17 protein-coding genes are annotated in these 20,218 nt (G+C 41.8%); 11 read left to right on the top strand and 6 right to left on the bottom strand.

Annotated features, from left to right (window positions below; all coding sequences use genetic code 11):
• Positions 1-32: 32 nt before the first annotated feature.
• Positions 33-587, bottom strand: a complete 555-nt coding sequence (locus B9T38_RS04230; protein ID WP_086195605.1) for a cytochrome b — start codon at positions 585-587, stop codon at positions 33-35.
• Between the two features lie 233 nt (positions 588-820).
• On the opposite strand from B9T38_RS04230, the gene B9T38_RS04225 reads away from it, so the two are divergent.
• Entirely contained in the window at positions 821-1,213 is a 393-nt protein-coding gene (locus B9T38_RS04225) for a hypothetical protein (RefSeq protein WP_086195604.1), read from the top strand.
• A gap of 72 nt (positions 1,214-1,285) precedes the next feature.
• A complete protein-coding gene (gene rnhB, locus B9T38_RS04220) occupies positions 1,286-1,864 on the top strand; it encodes a ribonuclease HII (RefSeq protein WP_086195603.1) in 579 nt (192 codons plus the stop codon).
• Positions 1,865-1,916: 52 nt separating this feature from the next.
• Here rnhB and csrA read toward each other — a convergent pair whose 3' ends face one another.
• From csrA to alaS, 3 genes are all read right to left on the bottom strand, one after another.
• Positions 1,917-2,180: a carbon storage regulator CsrA gene (csrA, locus tag B9T38_RS04215; protein ID WP_067723263.1), complete on the bottom strand. Its 264-nt coding sequence runs from the start codon at positions 2,178-2,180 to the stop codon at positions 1,917-1,919.
• Between the two features lie 248 nt (positions 2,181-2,428).
• Positions 2,429-3,709 (bottom strand): aspartate kinase, encoded by a 1,281-nt coding sequence (locus B9T38_RS04210; RefSeq protein ID WP_086195602.1) that lies wholly within the window; start codon positions 3,707-3,709, stop codon positions 2,429-2,431.
• A gap of 65 nt (positions 3,710-3,774) precedes the next feature.
• Positions 3,775-6,468 carry an alanine--tRNA ligase gene (alaS, locus tag B9T38_RS04205; protein WP_171263167.1) on the bottom strand — a complete coding sequence of 898 codons (2,694 nt, stop codon included), beginning with the start codon at positions 6,466-6,468 and terminating at the stop codon, positions 3,775-3,777.
• A gap of 431 nt (positions 6,469-6,899) precedes the next feature.
• On the opposite strand from alaS, the gene B9T38_RS04200 reads away from it, so the two are divergent.
• The 6 genes from B9T38_RS04200 (at position 6,900) to B9T38_RS04175 (ending at position 12,974) form a co-directional block, all read left to right on the top strand.
• On the top strand, positions 6,900-7,928 hold the full coding sequence (locus B9T38_RS04200) for a type I glyceraldehyde-3-phosphate dehydrogenase (protein ID WP_086195600.1): 1,029 nt from the start codon (positions 6,900-6,902) through the stop codon (positions 7,926-7,928).
• A 378-nt stretch (positions 7,929-8,306) separates the two neighbouring features.
• Complete coding sequence (locus tag B9T38_RS04195; RefSeq protein ID WP_086195599.1) at positions 8,307-8,624, top strand: hypothetical protein; 318 nt, start codon at positions 8,307-8,309, stop codon at positions 8,622-8,624.
• Positions 8,625-9,028: 404 nt separating this feature from the next.
• Positions 9,029-10,195: an ATP phosphoribosyltransferase regulatory subunit gene (locus tag B9T38_RS04190; protein ID WP_086195598.1), complete on the top strand. Its 1,167-nt coding sequence runs from the start codon at positions 9,029-9,031 to the stop codon at positions 10,193-10,195.
• A 69-nt stretch (positions 10,196-10,264) separates the two neighbouring features.
• Entirely contained in the window at positions 10,265-11,584 is a 1,320-nt protein-coding gene (locus tag B9T38_RS04185; protein ID WP_086195597.1) for an adenylosuccinate synthase, read from the top strand.
• A 190-nt stretch (positions 11,585-11,774) separates the two neighbouring features.
• Positions 11,775-12,083, top strand: a complete 309-nt coding sequence (locus B9T38_RS04180; RefSeq protein WP_086195596.1) for a hypothetical protein — start codon at positions 11,775-11,777, stop codon at positions 12,081-12,083.
• Between the two features lie 114 nt (positions 12,084-12,197).
• A complete protein-coding gene (locus tag B9T38_RS04175) occupies positions 12,198-12,974 on the top strand; it encodes a M48 family metallopeptidase (protein ID WP_086195595.1) in 777 nt (258 codons plus the stop codon).
• 191 nt (positions 12,975-13,165) lie between these two features.
• Here B9T38_RS04175 and B9T38_RS04170 read toward each other — a convergent pair whose 3' ends face one another.
• Together B9T38_RS04170 and crp are read right to left on the bottom strand one after the other, a co-directional pair.
• A complete protein-coding gene (locus tag B9T38_RS04170) occupies positions 13,166-14,215 on the bottom strand; it encodes an NADP(H)-dependent aldo-keto reductase (protein WP_086195594.1) in 1,050 nt (349 codons plus the stop codon).
• 185 nt (positions 14,216-14,400) lie between these two features.
• Complete coding sequence (crp, locus tag B9T38_RS04165) at positions 14,401-15,108, bottom strand: cAMP-activated global transcriptional regulator CRP (RefSeq protein ID WP_086195593.1); 708 nt, start codon at positions 15,106-15,108, stop codon at positions 14,401-14,403.
• A gap of 147 nt (positions 15,109-15,255) precedes the next feature.
• Here crp and B9T38_RS04160 point away from each other — a divergent pair, with 147 nt between their 5' ends.
• The 3 genes from B9T38_RS04160 to B9T38_RS04150 all read left to right on the top strand — a co-directional run bounded on the left by B9T38_RS04160 (position 15,256) and on the right by B9T38_RS04150 (position 20,212).
• Positions 15,256-15,678 (top strand): OsmC family protein, encoded by a 423-nt coding sequence (locus B9T38_RS04160; protein ID WP_086195592.1) that lies wholly within the window; start codon positions 15,256-15,258, stop codon positions 15,676-15,678.
• 453 nt (positions 15,679-16,131) lie between these two features.
• On the top strand, positions 16,132-18,714 hold the full coding sequence (gene clpB / locus B9T38_RS04155; protein ID WP_086195591.1) for an ATP-dependent chaperone ClpB: 2,583 nt from the start codon (positions 16,132-16,134) through the stop codon (positions 18,712-18,714).
• A 220-nt stretch (positions 18,715-18,934) separates the two neighbouring features.
• Complete coding sequence (locus B9T38_RS04150) at positions 18,935-20,212, top strand: DUF945 family protein (RefSeq protein WP_086195590.1); 1,278 nt, start codon at positions 18,935-18,937, stop codon at positions 20,210-20,212.
• The last annotated feature ends 6 nt before the right edge of the window (positions 20,213-20,218 follow it).

Below are 20,218 nucleotides of genomic sequence, written 5' to 3'. Positions count from 1 at the left end.
CTAGTGCGGCTTTTTTATGGCGACAAAATTGATTATTTTGCTTGTCGGGTCATGCTGCGCAAGATGTTATCTTTATCGATGAAATGATGTTTTAATGCCGCGGCAATATGACCAATGACAAGTAAGCCTGTAAACCAGGACAAATAAATGTGTACAGGTTTTACGATGGCTAAAAGGTCGGGATTATCCTGGACCAAACGAGGAATTTCGAATAAATACAAAACAGGTGTCGGATGTCCTGCACTCCAGCTAAATAAGCAGCCGGTAATCGGTAAAGCCAGTAACATGAGATATAAAGCTAAATGTCCCAGATGTGCCAAAACTTTCATCAAAGGTGACATACTGTCGGGTAGTGTTGGAACAGGGTGGGTATAGCGCCAAAATATACGAATCAGGACCAGAAAGATAATAGTGGTGGCGATGTTCTTATGTAGCGTAATAACTTGACCTTTAAAGCCTCCATCGACCTCATAACTTAGAAAATTTCCGCTATAAAAACCAATGCACCATGCTGCAATAAAAATAGCAGCCATGAGCCAATGCAGCATTTGTGCTGTACGCGTATAGTATTGTGAGGTACTTTTCATGTTATACCCATGTATCCATATGTCATTTTCAAGTCTGGGTATGCTAATTAAAAAGCCTATATTTAAAAATGATGGATATGGAACGAAGCGTGTGCTTCTTGCAACACTGAAAAGGATGCCGTTTTTTTAAGCAGATTATCCGGATGTGGAAAATTCAACTGAAATATAGATTTCTTCCTTGGGAAAGTTTCGGCAAAATATGCCCAACAGATTTTATAACTCAGGATAATACTGTGAAAAAATTAATCGCTGTGCTTGCACCTTTAACTTTAGCGCTTACTGCATGTGTATCAACTGGCACAACTACAGGTACAACTGGTGCAACAGGTACTCAATCGGCAACTCAACAACTCGGTATGGCTGCAATTAAAATTGCAATTAATGCCAAATGTACCACCGAGCTGAATACTATTCCAGCATGGCAAAATGCAACCAAGTTAATGACTGCAACTCAAAAGCAAAATATTCAGACTGAAATCTGTGGTTGTGTCAGTGAAAAAGCACCACAAAATGTAACTGCAGTTGATTTGGCGACAGCTGCAATTGATCCGGCTGCACGTAATACCATTGTTTCAAATGCAGTGACTAAAACCATTAATGCTTGTGTTGCTGAAGCCATGAACTAATAGAACTTTAATTCATGTTAAAATTAAAGAGGTTGATGTGATTCGGCCTCTTTTTTTGTAGGTACAGTATTAATGAAAATTGCCGGTGTAGATGAAGCGGGGCGTGGCCCCTTGGTGGGTTCGGTGGTAGCGGCAGCAGTTATTTTAGATCCCAATAATCCGATTGAAGGCTTGAATGATTCTAAAAAACTCAGCGAAAAAAAGCGTGAAAAATTATTTGTAGAAATACAAGAGAAAGCCTTGGCTTGGGCCATTGCTGAAGCTAGCCATGAAGAAATAGACCAGATCAATATTCTACAAGCCTCTTTATTGGCTATGCGCCGTGCTGTAGAAGCTTTGCATCTTCAGCCGGAACATGTGCTGGTTGATGGCAATAAAGTTCCGCAAGGCTTAACCATGAGCTGTGATGCGGTGGTCGGCGGGGATGCGCTGCATGCAGAAATTTCAGCAGCCAGTATTCTGGCAAAAGTGACCCGTGACCGGGAGATGGTGGTGCTGGATCGGCAATATCCACATTTTGGCTTTGCCAAACATAAAGGTTACCCAACCAAAGCCCATTTTGAAGCGATTGCTGAGCATGGCGTGATTGATCAACATCGCCGTAGTTATGCACCGGTTAAAAATGCATTGGCCTTGCTGGGACAAAAATAAGCAGCAGATAAATTTAAAGCGGCCATATAGCCGCTTTATATTAGAACAACCTTTAACGGTTAAAGTCGTTCTGGGTATTTTGTGGGAAATTATCTTCTTCAAAAGAAGGCTGATAATCCTGATCCAGGTGTTGCAGATGTTCATGCATAGCGCGTTCATGTTGAATTCGTTGGTAGATTTCTTCACGATGAACAGATACTTCTTTTGGAGCATTTACGCCAATACGAACCTGATTACCTTTTACGCCAAGCACAGTTACACTGACTTGATCCCCAATCATTAATGTTTCACCGACACGTCGGGTTAGAATCAGCATGTTTATCTCCTTGCAAAACGCTAAACGTGCAATTGATTTTAAAATTTAAAAAGACACAACCTTAATATTATAGAAATATTATCAAAACAATCTGTCAAGAATTTGACTAAAATAATTCTGTTAATATTTTCAAAATCCTCAGTTATAAATATAACAGAGCCACTATAAAAAAAACTATAGTGGCTCTGTTCTTTTTGTAGTATTTCGCAAATTTTGTTCAACAAGGACTAAATTTGTTACTCTACATATTAAGCGCGTGCGCTTGATTCGCCAGATTCACGGTCTAAACCGAAAGCTGTGTGAAGCGTGCGCACGGCAAGCTCTAAATAATTTTCTTCAATGATGACTGAAATTTTAATTTCCGAAGTTGAGATCATCAAAATGTTAATGCCTTCTTCTGCAAGAGCAGTAAACATTTTGCTTGCTACGCCTGCATGAGAGCGCATACCCACACCTACGATTGATACTTTCACGATGTCTGAACGGGTCGCAACTTCACGAGCACCAATTTCTTTTGCAGTTTGTTCCAGAATTGCTTTTGCTTTATTGAACTCACCACGGTTGACTGTGAATGTGAAGTCAGTGGTACCGTCTTCTTCCACATTCTGGATGATCATGTCAACTTCGACATTCGCTGCACCAATTGGCGCCAGAATTTTGGACGCAATGCCAGGCAGGTCAGGTACGCCCAAGATAGTCAATTTTGCTTCGTCACGGTTAAACGCGATACCAGAGATAATTGGCTGTTCCATGTTGTCTTCCAATTCAGTAGTAATAAGAGTTCCGACGTTGTTTTTGAAGTCTTCGTCAAATGCGCCATCATCGTCGTTATCGAAGCTTGATAATACGCGTAAAGGCACTTGGTATTTGCCAGCAAATTCAACTGAACGGATTTGCAGGACTTTCGAACCAAGTGATGCCATTTCCAGCATTTCTTCAAAAGAAATACGATCAACTTTTTTCGCTTTTGGTGCAACGCGTGGGTCAGTGGTATAAACGCCATCTACGTCTGTATAAATCTGGCATTCATCTGCTTTAAGTGCAGCTGCAAGTGCCACGCCAGAGGTATCTGAACCCCCACGACCTAAAGTTGTTGTATTGCCCAATTCATCAAAGCCCTGGAAACCGGCAACCACAAGTACGCGGCCTGCATCCAGGTTTTCAGTTAATACGTCAGTATCAATAGATTCAATGCGGGCTTTGTTGAATGCGCTGTCGGTTTTAATGCCAACCTGGCGGCCAGTCAGTGATTTTGCTTCTACTCCAATCGAGTTGAGCGCCATCGCTAACATAGAAATCGTAACCTGTTCACCCGTAGACACCATCTGGTCTAATTCGCGTGGATCAGGGGTTTCGGTAATGGCCTTCGCTAAAGCAAGCAAGCGATTGGTTTCGCCACTCATTGCTGATACAACAACCACAACCTTGTGGCCGTGGTCATGCCAGCGCTTTACACGACGAGCAACATTTAAAATGCGCTCGGGAGTACCCATAGAGGTACCGCCATATTTTTGAACGATTAATGCCATAGTTGTTCCATATAAACCATGACCCTGATTTTCCGATCAGGGTCAGTTACACAAAAGGTGAAGTTTTATTTTGCTTCAAGCCAAGCAGTCAAATCTGCCATCACTGTTGCAAACTTCTCGTTAAGTGGCGCGCCACCTTGTGCCAAGTCAGGTTTACCACCACCTTTACCACCGAGCTCGGTTGCTAGGTGTTTGATGATGTCACCTGCTTTAATAGAAGCAGTAAAGTCTTTTGCTACAGAAGCGAGAAGGCTGACTTTATCACCTTCTACAGCAGCAAGTACAATCACTGCATGATCTAATTTAGATTTTACACCGTCGTGCAGGTTGCGAAGCGATTTCGCATCCATGTTTTGTACAGTAGTAATCAATGTTTGACGACCAGCAACAGTTTGAACTTGGCTTAAAAGTTCAGCTGCCTGGAAGTTTGCCAATTTCTGGTTCAACTGCTCAATTTGTTTTTGCAAACTCGATGCGGTATTCGCTAGAGCTTCCACTTTTTCTAAAGTTTGGTCTTTTTGCGCTTTTAAAACATCATTGATTGCATGAATGTCACGATCTGCTTTTTGTGCAGCTTCAATCGCTTTGGTACCTGTGACTGCTTCGATACGACGTACACCTGCTGCTACACCACCTTCTGAAGTGATTTTAAACAGACCGATATCACCGGTACGTTTGACGTGAATACCACCACACAGTTCGATCGAGAAGTTTTTCTCTTCAATGATTGAACCCATGGAAAGTACGCGAACTTCTTCACCGTATTTTTCACCGAACAGCATCATCGCACCTTTGGCTTTTGCTGATTCAATGTCAAGAAGTTCAGTAGAAACGGCAGTATTGGCAATGATTTCACGGTTTACAATGCGTTCAACTTCCTGTAGTTGTTCAAGTGAAACCGGTTGGTCATTGGCAAAGTCAAAACGTAAAATGTCAGATGCAACCAATGAACCTTTTTGCTGTACATGTGAACCCAACACTTGGCGAAGGGCAGCATGTAACAAGTGAGTTGCTGAGTGGTTGCGTGAAGTTGCTTCACGGATGTCTGCTTTAACAATCGCTTCAACAGATTGAGCGGCTTTCAAGCTACCCATGGTCACAATACCCTGGTGAACGAATGCACCACCAGATTTTTTCGTGTCTTGAACTTCGAAGATACCGGTATCGTTTTTGAAGATACCTGTATCACCGATTTGACCACCGCTTTCCGCATAGAAAGGAGTCTGGTTCAATACGATTAAAGCTTCATCGCCTTCATGAACTTCATCAACCTGTTCGCCATCTTTATAGATCGCAATAATTTGACCTTGAGCTTGAGTGGCTTCATAGCCTTCAAACAGGGTTTCACCTTCAACTTTTACAATGCTGTTGTAGTCGATGGCGAATTTACCTGCGTCACGCGCACGTTGACGTTGTGCAGCCATCTCTTTTTCAAAGCCGGCTTCATCAATGGTCAAGTCGCGTTCGCGTGCGATGTCAGCTGTTAGGTCAGTCGGGAAGCCGTAAGTATCATAGAGTTTGAAGACTGTTGCACCTGGAATCACTGAACCTTTCAGTTGAGCTAATTCACCTTCAAGCAATTTCAGACCTTGCTCTAAAGTTTTAGCGAATTGTTCTTCTTCTTTTAAAAGTTGTGCTTCGATACGTACTTGGTTGGCTGCAAGTTCAGGATATGCAGCACCCATTGCTTCGATTAATGGCTGGAGCATTTTATGGAAGAATGAACCGGTTGCGCCCAGTTTGTTACCGTGACGAACGGCACGACGGATAATACGACGCAGTACATAACCACGGCCTTCATTCGAAGGGTTGACACCGTCAGCTATCAGGAAGCAGCATGAACGTGCATGGTCAGCCACCACTTTAAGGGAAGCAGGGTAGTCAACTGGCTTACCTTCAGCTTGGGCTTTGGCTTCAAGTTCGGACGTGTCTAAACCAATAATTTCAGCCGCAGCTTTTAACAAGTGCTGGAACAGGTCAATTTCGTAGTTTGAGTTGACGTGTTGTAAAACTGCGGAAATACGTTCCAGGCCCATACCTGTATCTACAGATGGTGCTGGAAGAGGATGCAGTACGCCATCAGCAGTACGGTTGAACTGCATGAATACGTTGTTCCAGATCTCGATGAAACGGTCGCCATCTTCTTCAGGTGTGCCTGGTAAGCCACCCCAGATGTGGTCGCCATGGTCAAAGAAGATTTCAGAACAAGGACCACAAGGACCGGTATCACCCATTGCCCAGAAGTTATCCGATGCGTATTGACCGCCTTTGTTATCGCCAATACGGATGATGCGAGATGCATCTAAGCCAATTTCTTTGTTCCAGATGTCGAAGGCTTCGTCATCTGTATGATAAACAGTGGCATAGAGTTTGTCTTTTGGTAAGCCTAGCCATTGCTCATTAGTCAAAAAATCCCAGGCAAATTTGATCGCATCACGTTTGAAATAATCACCAAAAGAGAAGTTACCTAACATCTCAAAAAAAGTATGGTGACGTGCAGTATAACCGACGTTGTCCAAGTCGTTGTGTTTACCACCAGCACGGACACATTTTTGTGAAGATGTTGCGCGAACATAGTCACGTTTTTCAAGACCCAGGAAGCAGTCTTTAAACTGGTTCATCCCAGCGTTAGTGAACAATAATGTTGGGTCGTTGGCAGGAACCAGAGAACTCGACGCGACACGTGTATGCCCTTGCGATTCAAAATAGCTTAAAAAAGCTTCGCGAATTTCAGCTGATGTCATAAAACGAGTACTCACAACCAAGTCACTCCATAAATCTTGTATTTGGCTAATAGCACGTCAAGCAAGTCTTACTTTTATAAAGCTGGCTTGAGATACTGGCTTAAAATTTTAAAACGCTAAAGTATAACGGAAAAAGCCGCATGCACCAATCACTTTAAGGCGAATTAATCACAATTCTATTTAAGCGGTATTAGGTTTCATGTACTGAATTAATCAGCCAAATTCTGCTTTATGCATAAGATATAAAGTAAGTGAAAAGTGAAGTAAATATTTTAAGGCAATCTGGTCTGAATAAAATTTGCGACAAAATAAGCTTAAAAGCAGCAGGCTGAACCCTTTGTTGCGAGATATTTTATAAATACAGCAGCAGAAATGGTATCGGTATCTGGTTAAAATCCATTAACATAGAGCGGTGTTTACATCTACCCAAGAGTTAAGGATATCTGATGCAACGAGTAGCCATTAATGGTTTCGGGCGAATTGGTCGCAATGTATTACGGGCTTGGTTTGAAAATCCTAAGGATTTTCATTTTGATATCGTGGCGATTAACGATGTTGCAGATGTAGAAACACTGGTGCATTTGTTTAAATATGACACCACCCATGGTCGCTTCAAAGGCAAGGTCGAAGTGCTTTTGCAGGATGAACAGATTTTTTTGCATATTTCTGCAGGTCTGGCGCAATTAAAAGTACAGGTTTTTAGTCAGCAACAGCCTGAAAGCTTGCCTTGGAATAAGTTAAATATTGATGTGGTGCTGGAATGTACCGGTTTATTCCGTTCACGTGCAGCAGCCACAGGACATGTTACTGCAGGGGCGAAGCGGGTCATTATTGGTGCTGCACCCTTTGACACGGTGGATGCCGCCATTGTGTATGGGGTAAACCATCACGAAGTCAAAGCTACGGACCAAATTATTTCCAGTGTATCCTGCACCACACAAGCCTTGGTTCCTTTAGTTAAAATCATAGATGATGCTTTTGGCATTGATACCGCACTGATGACAGAAATCCATGCAGTTACGGCAGATCAGTCAGTACTGGATCATGCCCACCGTGATTTACGCCGTGCCCGTGCTTCAGGACACAATATTATTCCGACCACATCTTCAGCTCTGGGGGCTTTAAAACGGGTGATGCCAAAAATGGCAGAGCGGATAGATGGTTATTCCATACGCGTACCGACCATTAATGTGGCTGCTATAGACCTTACTTTTGTTGCGCAGTCGCATGTCACAGCACATAAAATTAATGAAATCCTGATCAAATCGGCACGTCAGGATTATGTGGAAATTATGGATGTTACCGATGAACCTCTGGTTTCATCAGACTTTAACCATTCGCCTTATTCATTGATTGTGGATTTGAGCCAAACTATGGTGGTGGGTCATCAGGCTAAAGTTTTTGCCTGGTATGATAATGAGTGGGGTTATGCAAATCGCTTGCTGGACCTGTGTGAATCTTTTACTCATAAATAGCGAACCTTATTTAAAAGATGAGGTGGAGATAAGCTATTGAATGATGCGATTTCCGAAAGGGATCGGATTTCGCAGGGCTTAGTTTATTAAGTGTGATCTGTAGCTCAATTATTATTAAATTGTTCGGGTAGTCTGTTAAATCTTGAGTAAATGCATGGTCTTCAGTAGGATGGATAGACTGCCAGGAAATGCTCTATGGACAGTAGCAGTGGATAATCGACCCAGAAAAATGCTTATAATAAATATTCTCTAGCTAGACAGAGTTAATTTTACAGTCACTTTTTAATTGTTATACGAAAATTATAAGTCTTTTTAATTTAATCACCTCGATTCATGATAATAATTAAGTCAGGAATCAATAACATGAGCAGCATACCTATGTTGATATTTATATGGGGATTTATATTCCTTTTGGCCATAGCAGTGATCTTTTTGATTTGGGCACAATTTACCAACCAAGGCGCTGCACTCAGTGAAATTCAGTTGAATCAACAATTGGAAAAAAAAGTGGTTCATCTGGAAGAAAACCTTAAAAAAACGCTGGAAATTATGCAGGACCTGGCGAAGAAAATGCATATTCAGCAAGAAGTGATTGATAAAACCACGACTAAACTGAACCAGGTGGAATCGCAAAATGCTGAATTGGTTGGACTGCTGGCAAAAACGGTTCACTCAACAGACAAACCTTCAGTCTAATTTTAAGGTGAGCTTATAGTATTCTTAAAACAGCTGTAGAGCGATCTTTCAGCATATGCGACTAAACCAGCTTTGGAAACGTTGCTATAAAAGGGCCTGACTCGTCACTGGTTTTTTTGGAAGAATGGCTTTGTACAAATAGCCTGGATTGGCGTTTACTGTTTTAGCGGATTCCAGTATTTTTTATTTTACAATGGTTGAATTTGCGAGAGTGCTGATCAATCGTGAATGATTCAGCTGATTCAGTTTTTTAAACGGCATAAATTAGTTGGTAAAAAACGAACAAATCTGCAAAAAGTCATGTGCACAGCTAAAGTGATCGTGCTAGACTAGGAGAAATCGGGTGTGCTCCCGATTTTTTTATGCGGATTACTTCCGCGCTGACAAGTATTTAGGTTTACAACATGCCCATTTCAGAGACATGGTTATTACCTGATGGTGTAGCTGATGTATTACCAGAACAAGCGCAAGTAATTGAAGCTTTGCGCCGTGAAGCATTGGATTTCCTCGCATCTCGAGGTTATCAGCTGGTGTACACGCCATTTATCGAATACATCGAATCTCTTTCTTCTCTCTCAGAATCGAATCAAGATTTAGACTTGGCCACTTTTAAAGTCATCGACCAGCTCTCTGGTCGTTTACTTGGTGTGCGTGCCGATATGACACCGCAAGTGGCCCGTATCGATGCGCATGTACATCCGGTCGAAGGCGTAGCGCGCTATTGCTACGCTGGCACGGTTTTACACACCAAACCTCAAGGTTTTAATACCACGCGTGCACCGCTGCAACTGGGTGCGGAACTTTTTGGTTCAGACAGTATTGATGCTGACGTCGAAATGATTGACGTGATGCTCAACTTATTAAAAACAGCAAGTTTTGTAGATGGCATCCATCTTGATTTAGGTCATGTCGGTTTATTCCGTAGTCTGGTTAAACACGCCGGTTTAAGCAAGGCGGAAGAAAGTCAGCTTTCGGATCTTTATCAACGTAAAGCATTGCCTGAACTTGCTGAATTTACACAAGAATTGAAATTTGGTGCAGATTTTTATGCACTGGGTCGTTATTCCAGTGATTTAGATGCTTTAGAAGCCAACCTGAGTGCTGAAATTATTGCAGACCCGGCATTCAAACAGGCATTTGACGCAGTAAAAACCACACGGTCTGAAATTCAGGCACGTTGGCCAGGCTTGCATATTGGTATTGATGTTGTAGAGCTTCGTTCATATTACTACCACACCGGTTTAATGTATGCCGTCTATGCACCAAACCGTGCAGCCCCCCTGGCTCAAGGCGGTCGTTATGACGGTATTGGTGAACATTTCGGGCGTGCGCGTCCTGCAACAGGCTTCTCTTGTGACTTATATGCACTCAGTGCAGGTCAGTTCAAGCAAGTTCAAAAAGTGGTTGCACCGAAAGGGACAGACAAAGCATTACTTGATGCAATTGCTGCTCTGCGTGCACAAGGCTTAAGTGTTATTCAGTTATTAGGCAATGATGATTCAAACTCAATTCCGTTTGCGACTCACCAATTGGTGAATGTAGCAGGGGAATGGAAAGTCGAACAGATTTAATGACCTGAATCAGTATTGAGTCACTGATTCAAGTTTTCAATTTTAACAGCATGATGCAATGAGGCTATTATGGGCAAGAATGTTGTGGTACTCGGTACCCAATGGGGCGACGAAGGTAAAGGTAAAATCGTTGACCTGCTCACAGATCAAGCGGCAGCGGTCGTTCGTTATCAAGGCGGACACAACGCAGGCCATACTCTTGTGGTTGGTGGTAAGAAAACTGTATTACACCTCATTCCATCTGGTATTTTACGTGAAAATGTACTGTGCTTAATTGGTAACGGCGTGGTTCTTTCACCTGAAGCGCTTATTAAAGAGATGGATATTCTTGAAAAAGAAGGCGTGCCAGTACGTGAGCGTTTACGTATTTCTCCAAACTGTCCGTTAATCCTTCCAAACCACATTGCACTTGACCAAGCACGTGAGAAAAAACGTGGCAATGCAAAAATTGGTACAACTGGCCGTGGTATTGGTCCCGCTTACGAAGATAAAGTTGCACGTCGTGCAATTCGTGTTGCTGACCTGGTACGTGGTGGTGAACATCTTAAAGCTCAACTTACCGAGCTTCTTGAATACCATAACTTCCAATTAACTCAATTCTACGGTGTAGAAGCAGTTAATCTTGAAGATGTACTTGCTCTTTGCGACCAATGGCGTGAAGTTGTTGCTCCATTAGTTGTGGACGTAACAGGTGAACTTCATAAATACCGTAAAAACGGTGATAACATCATGTTTGAAGGCGCGCAAGGTTCACTTCTTGACGTTGACCATGGTACATATCCGTATGTAACTTCTTCAAACACGACTGCTGGTGGCGTAAGTTCTGGTTCTGGTCTTGGTCCATTACACCTTGACTATGTATTGGGTATCACTAAAGCGTACACAACACGTGTAGGTGCTGGTCCATTCCCAACTGAGCTTGTTTACGATGCTGCGAACGATGTGGGTGATGCAATTGGCAAACACTTGGGTACTGTAGGTTCAGAATTTGGTGCGTCTACTGGCCGTCAACGTCGTTGTGGTTGGTTCGATGCTGAAATTCTTCGCCGTTCAGTAGAAGTAAACTCACTTTCTGGTATCTGCTTGACTAAACTTGACGTTCTTGATGGTTTAGAAGAAGTGAAAATCTGTGTCGGTTACGAAGCTGCTGATTCTGGTTGTGTAGGTTCTTCTGATGCGCTTGCATTCGAAACTTTAAAGCCAATTTATGAAACTATGCCAGGCTGGTCTGAGTCTACTTTTGGTGCTAAATCAATTGATCAGTTACCAGAAGCTGCACTTAACTACGTAAAACGTCTTGAGCAATTGATTGAATGTCCAATCGACATCATTTCAACTGGTCCAGACCGTGAAGAAACAATTATTCTTCGCCATCCATTCGAAGCTTAATCTGCCAAGAATTAAGATGTACAAAAAGCCTCGCATTTGCGAGGCTTTTTTTGTCCATTTCATTTGGAAAATATATCTACGACCAGTATGCAGACTGTTTTGCCCGACTAAAGTTGCATCAGAGAATACTGTTTAATTTATTTGCGCTTGCTAGAATGTTAAATATAAAAGAAATACAAGGTTGTGCATGATGCATAAAAATATATCAGCGACGATGTTTTATTCATTACTCTTCGCAATGGGGGGAGCTCCTACTATTGCCATGCTGATTATTCAAGCGCAAACACAAGATCCCGCAATTATTAATGCAGCACTTATTGGATTAAGCGTTATCATTGCCTGTATTTTGGTCCCCATTGTTCTGATTCAAAATGCATTTTTATTTTTTAAGCGCAAAAATGAACAACTGGAACAGAAAATTAAACCCCTTTCCCAGATATACTTGGGGCTAAATGTTTTATGTTTGCTTTATTGGCTTAGTTTTCAATTTCTTAAATGACCTTGTTTACATAAATGATATGATTGTGAAGAGAATATCAATTTAAAGATTATTCACTATTTCATATAATCTCCCTGAAAAGAGATATCTAGTTTTAAGGCGGAGATTATTATAATGAACAGCAAGCTGATTTTAAGTTTGTGTGCAGCGAGTGTAATCACTATTTCAGGTTGTACCACTGTGGCGGATATGGCTGGGGCAGATTCATCCACATTAAATGTTACTGCTGCGCAGGGCTTTAATAAAACTGTTCAGGAAGCAAGTGCCAATAAAACCTTAGATACTTCATCTACCACTTATAAGCGAATTAATTCGGTATTTTTACGTCTAAAACCTTATGGTGATCAAATCAACCAGACAGGCCAAAAGTTTGACTGGCAATTGGCTGTGCTGAAATCAGAACAGGTTAATGCCTATGTGGCACCAGGGGGGAAAGTGGTGTTTTACACTGGTATTGTGAATAAACTCAATCTAACCGATGCTGAAATTGCAGCTGTGATGGGTCATGAAATGGTGCATGCCCTGGAAGAACATTCCAAACAAAAAATTGGTGCACAAGCTTTAACTGACCTAGCTTTAAACATTGGTTTAGGCTATGCAGGCAATAATGTCGGTCAATTGGGGGCAGCAGCAGCTCAGTTAGGCGCACAAGTGGGTGTGGGTTTGCCATATTCACGTAGTCTTGAAAGCCGTGCAGACCAAGGTGGTTTAATGCTAATGGCACGTGCAGGTTATAACCCGCAAGCCGCGATTACCCTTTGGGAAAAAATGAACAAGTTAGAAGGTGCAGGTGGTACATCATTCCTGTCGACTCACCCTTCAAATGGTCAGCGTATCGAAGCAATGCGTAAAAACTTGCCTGCAGCTCAAGCTATTTATAACAGACGCTAATTGTTGTTTTATTCATAAAAAAGGATGCCTATAGCATCCTTTTTTGCTTTTACTCCCTCTTCCTATGGGGGATGAGCATCCTCAGAATATATTCTGAGTGCGCAAGGGAAGATGGTGTCAATAATTTCGAAGTGATCGAATATAAAGCTTTAACTTTTCTAATTTCATTTTAAGCAGTACTTAAAATGAAATTAGGGTGCTGGATTTGGCTGCTGGCGGTGAATATCTTCAATACCCTGTAAAACTTCTGCTGATAAATCAATGTCAAAAGCCTGAATATTTTCTTTCAGTTGATCCAGGTTAGTTGCGCCAATAATGGTACTGGTGACAAAGAACTGCTGCTTAATAAATGCCAATGCCAGTTGGGTTAGGGTTAAGCCATGTCGCTCTGCAAGCTGAGCATACTGTTCGGTTGCCCATTCACTTTCAGGATTGCTATAGCGGCTAAAACGGGAAAATAGGGTGACCCGTGCATTGGCTGGACGAGCACCATGACGGAATTTACCGGTCAAGTAACCAAAAGCTAAAGGTGAATAGGCAAGTAAGCCGACATTTTCATAATGGGCAATTTCAGACATGCCAATTTCATAAGTCCGGTTTAGCAGGCTATACGGATTTTGTACACTGACAAATTTTTCCAGACCTAATCTTTCAGCCAGATGTAAAAACTTCAACGTTCCCCACGGAGTTTCATTGGACAGCCCAATATAACGGATACGGCCTTTTTTTATTTCATCACTTAAGGCACTCAAGGTTTTTTCTAAGGCAGTGACTTGCTGTTGATTGTGCGCTTCTGTATTGCTATAACCCAATTTTCCGAAGAAATTGGTTGGGCGTTGTGGCCAATGCAATTGATACAGGTCAATATAATCGCTTTGCAGGCGTTTTAACGAGCCATCAATTGCCGAGCTAATCTCAGCTGCAGTAAAGCGTGTTTGGCCATCACGGATATGGCTGCCGCCTTGTGAGGGACCGGCGATTTTTGAGGCAATGAACAGCTGGTCACGCTGACCACGTTGTGCAATCCAGTTGCCCAGGATGGTTTCAGTTGCTCCTTGAGTCTCAGGTTTTGGCGGGACCGGATACATTTCTGCGGTATCCCAAAAAAATAACCCCTGATCCAATGCATATTCAAGCTGTTGAAAGGCCTCTGCCTGGGTATTTTGTTCACCAAAGGTCATGGTGCCTAAACAAATTTCAGGCACAAGAATCCCTGTATTGGCTAAAGGTTTGAGTTGCATAGAGGTTGATCCCTTAATTTTTATCAAGTTTAACATTGTGCATTAGGCTAACTGATTTTTGCATCAGGGTTAAATCATGAATTGTTTTAAAGTTGTCATAAAAATTTAAAAAGAACAGGTTGCAAATTACGGACATAAAAAAAAGCAAATCTTAGGATTTGCTTTTATGGTGAATGGAAGAAAACTTATTCTTCATCATCCTCGTCTTCTAAAGATGCATTGCTATCTTCAGCAGAAACATCATAAATCAGGATGGCTTTACCATCAGTCTGGATCATGCCTTGTTCTTCCAGTGTTTTGAGGACACGACCGACCATTTCACGGGAACAACCAACAATACGGCCAATTTCCTGACGGGTAATACGAATTTGACGTCCATTCGGTAAAATCATGGCTTCTGGTTGAGAAGACAGGTCAATCAGGCAGCGTGCAATACGGCCAGATACATCAATAAATGCCAGGTCAGTCACTTTACGAGTGGTATTTTTTAAGCGACGTACAAGCTGGGCAAATACGGCATAGCTCAGGTCTGGATACTGTTTGCTTAATTCGTGGAAGTTTTCATAGGTGATTTCGGCAATTTCACATACGTCGCGTGTACGAACTTCTGCAGTACGTTGTGGATTTGCTTCAAAAAGACCCATTTCCCCAAAAAAGTCTCCAGCATTCAAATAGGCAACCACAATTTCACGATCATCATCTTCACGTAAAATAATGGATACCGAACCTTTTAAAATCAAATAAAGCGATTTTGATTCTGAGCCTGCATCTACAATTGCAGTGCGTTTTGGATAACGATTTATATATGCACGTTTTAATAATGCTTTTACTGACTCAGGGAGTTGACCAGGAGACAGCGCATCAGTGCTAAGTTGTGAAAAGTTTGAAGTCATGCTAACGGTTCCGAATATGGATAATTAATAGATCGCACAAGACCTAAAGTGAACTTGTCACACAGAAGAGCTGAAATTCCTTATCAACTCAATTTATGTTAGTGTACAGGTACGTCGTAAATTTATAGTTTTTTTCAGGTAGTTGCAATGCAAACAAGCGTTCATTGGCTAGAGAATGTTGCTTTTGAAGCAAAATCGGAAAGTGGTCACCAAATTGTAATGGATGGGGCCGAGGCATATGGTGGTCAAAACCGTGGACCACGTCCTATGGAGTTGATATTAATGGGACTTGGTGGGTGTGCTTCCTTTGATATTGTGACTATTTTAAAGAAATCTCGCCAAGATGTGACGGATGTTGTATGTCAGCTCAAAGCTGAACGTGCGGATAGCATCCCAGCAGTGTTTACCAAAATCCATTTACATTTTGTGGTAACGGGTAAAGCAGTCAAAGAAAAACAGGTCGCTAAAGCAGTTGAACTTTCAGCTGAAAAATACTGTTCTGCAAGCAAAATGTTATCGGATGGTGGGGTGGAAATTACCCACGATTTTGAAATTATTGAAGTTGAATAATGAAATCCAGATGGCAATCCATTTTTGGATTGCCATTTTTATTCTGCATCACAATTAAAAATGTATAAAGTAAAAACGAATTTCACTCTAAGAGGGATTCAACAGTAACCCATTATACTTTTGATGAATCCTGTCTTCTAAACATGCATTTCTAGAATATTCATCAAGCTGATTGATGTATTCATAATCACAATAGTTTTTTAAAAGCTTTGATGATTCCATTCCTTATTAAAAGATACAAAATGCCTAGGGAAGAGAATTTCATACATAAATGATTACAATACGCTTGAAAAAATTAGCTTAAACACCCATATTATAACTAACATCCAAGCTTTATATTAATTTGGTTTAGTTGTTGAAAATTAAAAATATTTTTTAAAAATGTTATTGAAAAATATCAAGCCATTCCCATCTATTATCCAAGTACAAAATTTGTTGTGAGGAAAAATAAGAATGCGTTTTGAAAAATTTACAAATCGCTTGCAGCAAGCCTTATCAGATGCTCAGTCTCTGGCCATGGGTAAAGACCATACTGCCATCTCAGGTATTCACATTTTATCTGTGTTACTGGAAGAGCCTGCCAATATCAGCCTGTTTCAGCAAGCCGGAGCAAATCTGCGTGATCTGCAAACCAAAGTGCAGCAAGCGCTTCAAGATGCGCCGACCATCGCTAATCCAACTGGGGACATCAACTTAAATCCTGAAGCGGTACGGGCTTTAAATCTGGCGGACAGCTATGCCCAAAAAGCCGGGGATGAGTTTTTATCTACCGACTGGGTGCTACTCGCTTTAGCGGAAACTGGTGCAACCAAAACTTTATTAAATAATGTCGGCGTAACTACTGAAAGCTTACGCAAAGCGATTGAAAAAATTCGAGGTGACGAAAAAGTCATGAGTAATACCCATGAAGATCAACGTGATTCACTTAATAAATACACCATAGACTTAACTGAACGTGCCATGTCCGGCAAACTTGACCCTGTGATTGGTCGTGATGAAGAAATCCGACGTACCATTCAGGTCTTGTCACGCCGTACCAAAAATAATCCGGTACTGATTGGCGAGCCTGGAGTGGGTAAAACGGCAATTGTGGAAGGCTTGGCACAACGCATTGTCAACGGTGAAGTTCCGGAAGGCCTGAAAGGTAAACGGGTTTTATCTTTGGACTTGGGTTCATTGCTGGCTGGTGCAAAATATCGCGGTGAGTTTGAAGAGCGATTAAAAGCAGTTCTGAAAGATTTGGCCAAACATGAAGGCGAAATCATCCTCTTCATTGATGAATTACATACCCTGGTGGGCGCAGGTAAGGGCGAAGGTGCCATGGATGCAGGCAATATGCTTAAACCTGCATTGGCCCGTGGTGAGCTGCGCTGTGTTGGTGCAACCACATTAGATGAATACCGCCAGTTCATTGAAAAAGATGCTGCCTTGGAACGCCGTTTCCAGAAAGTATTGGTCGATGAACCGAGCGTTGAAGATACTATTGCAATTCTGCGTGGCTTAAAAGAGAAATATGCGACCCATCACGGGGTACAGATTCTGGATTCAGCGATTATTGCCGCAGCGAAAATGTCGCACCGCTATATCACTGACCGTCAATTGCCCGATAAAGCCATTGACCTGATTGATGAAGCAGCTTCGCGGATTAAAATGGAAATTGACTCCAAACCTGAGCCACTCGACCGTTTGGACCGTCGCCTAATTCAGTTGAAAATGCAGCTGGAAGCGGTGAAACAGGATGCAGATTCGGTAAGCAAGGCAGAAGTCAGCCATCTGGAAAAACAGATCGAAGAAGTACAGCGTGAATACAGCGATCTGGAAGAACAGTGGATTGCTGAAAAACGACTGGTTGAAGGCACCAGCCAAGCGCAAGTTGAACTCGATAAAGCGCGTACTGCGTTTGAAAAAGCCCAGCGTGAAGGTGACTTAGCCGAAGCAAGCCGTTTGCAGTATGGGGTTATTCCTGAGCTGCAAAAACGTCTCGCTGCTGAAGAAGTTGCTGAAGAAAACGGTGAGGAACCGAAACTGATCCGTACCAAAGTTACGGAAAATGAAATTGCCGAAGTGGTCAGTGCTGCAACCGGTATTCCTGTAGCGAAAATGCTGCAAGGTGAACGTGAAAAATTGCTGCATATGGAAGAATTCCTGCATAACCGTGTAGTTGGGCAAGATGAAGCCGTAGTAGCAGTCTCTAATGCAGTACGTCGTTCGCGTGCAGGATTGTCTGATCCGAACCGTCCAAGTGGTTCATTCCTCTTCCTTGGACCAACCGGGGTGGGTAAAACCGAATTGACCAAAGCCTTAGCCAACTTCCTGTTTGACAGTGATGATGCCATGGTGCGTATCGATATGAGTGAGTTCATGGAGAAACATTCGGTCAGCCGTTTGGTGGGTGCACCTCCGGGATATGTTGGTTATGAAGAGGGCGGTATCTTGACTGAAGCGGTACGCCGTAAACCTTATAGCGTAGTGCTGTTTGATGAAGTGGAGAAAGCACATCCAGACGTATTTAATATCTTGCTGCAAGTACTGGATGATGGCCGCTTAACTGACTCGCAAGGTCGTGTGGTGGACTTTAAAAATACGGTAATTGTGTTGACGTCAAACCTGGGTTCACAAGATGTACGCGAACTTGGTGACAGTGCAACCGATGATGAAGTTCGTGCAGTGGTGATGGCGGCTGTATCTCAACACTTCCGTCCAGAATTTATTAACCGTATTGATGAGCTGGTCGTGTTCCATTCACTGAAAAAAGCGCAAATTCGTGGTATTGCCGATATCCAGCTGGACCGTTTACGTGCACGTTTAAGCGAAAAAGACATGCATCTTTCAGTGGATGATACTGCATTTGATCAGTTGATTGATGCCGGTTTTGACCCTGTGTATGGTGCTCGTCCATTAAAGCGTGCTATCCAGCAACAAGTAGAAAATACATTGGCGCAAAAAATCCTGAGTGGTGATTTTCTGCCAGGAGATACCATTTTCGTGAAAGGGGAAAATGGTCATCTTGAATTTGAAAAAATGAAATTAAGTTAATTTACTGTAAATAGAAAAAAACCTGGCTTCGGCCGGGTTTTTTTACGCCTGACAATTTCAGTCGAAAAAGTGAAAATTTGGGTAAAAAATTGACATAATTTCTAATGTTTTTGTGATTCTTTATGCATATAAGTTGTTAATATGCAAAATAATTATCTTTTATTAAAAAATTTACTTATACTTTTCTTTAATAAAAACACATAAATCTAGAGCAGATACTATGTCAAAATTAACTTGGGGTCTGGGAAGCATTGTGGTATTGGCAACAGCGGTCATAGGAGGGAATTTATATGCAGACAAAAGTTTAACTTCCTATTATCAACAGCATCAAAAATCAAATTTCATGTCGATTCAGTATAAAAATTTTAATATGGGTGCGATGCAGGGTTCTGCTGACTGGACGGCCGAATTTACTCTTGATCCCTGTAAGCCTAAAGATATCCTGATGATTAGCGGGCAAGATGAAATCAAACGCAGCTGGAATGGCTATCAGATTCAATCAAAAATCTCCCTAAAACAAGGTGATGCAACCTTCCAACGTTTACTGAAGCAACCGTTAACAGTTCAAACCAAAATTGATTGGTTGGGAAGAATGCACACTTCACTCGTCACTCCGGTGTATGAGAAAAATGATGCAGATATACAAACTCGCATTGATCCCATGACTTTTACAATCCTTGCCAAATCAAAAGATGACCAATTCGATGTGTTGAATGTAAAATTTCAAATTCCGAATATGACGGTGAATGATAAATTGGGCCATGTACAGATGCGTGATTTAGAGTTTGAGACTAATCAGGGCTTAAATTCTGTTTTGGATGAAGGGAAAACTCGATTAAATATTGCTTCAATTCAGCGTACGGATAGAAATGTGCAGCAGTTTGGCAGTGGTGAATTAAAAGGCTTTGCTTTGCGGGTAAATACTCAGCTCGATAAAACCAAGGTTGCTTTTGATACTCAGGTCAAAATTGATGAAATGACCATGTATAAAACTCCTAGTTTTCATGATTTTGAAATGAACTTTAAGCTGGCTGCTCTTAATCGACAAAAAGTGCAGAATTTTTTTGATTTATTGGAAAAAAGTAGTGCAGCATGTATAGCAAAAGAAGAACTCAATCAGGATATGGCGAGCAGTTTCCTGGCGATTGTAAATGACGGTTTTGCTTTTGAATCGCAGAACAATCAAATTAAGGTGGGTGAGGGTTATGCCAAAGCCAGCCTGACAGGAAAGGTGATGCCGGGGCATCAATCCTCTTTTGAAAGCTTATTGAAAATGGCACCGAATCTGGTCGAATATCAGGCCAATCTTGAATATGATAAACAGATCATGAAAACCATCATGAAAAACTATCTGCAACAGGGCGGTAAAACCTTATCTGATCAAGAACTTGAGCAAATGCTGAATGGTATGCAGCAGTCGCTGCAAGCTAAACGGGAGGGCGATATCCTCAAGGTTGGCATTGAATATAAATACGGTGAAAAGAAATTTTTAAATTAACATATG

It is taken from the genome of Acinetobacter sp. ANC 4218 (assembly GCF_002135245.1).
Lineage (GTDB): Bacteria > Pseudomonadota > Gammaproteobacteria > Pseudomonadales > Moraxellaceae > Acinetobacter.
The sequence above is the reverse complement of the archived record's forward strand: the minus strand, read 5'-3'. Positions and strand labels throughout refer to the sequence as shown.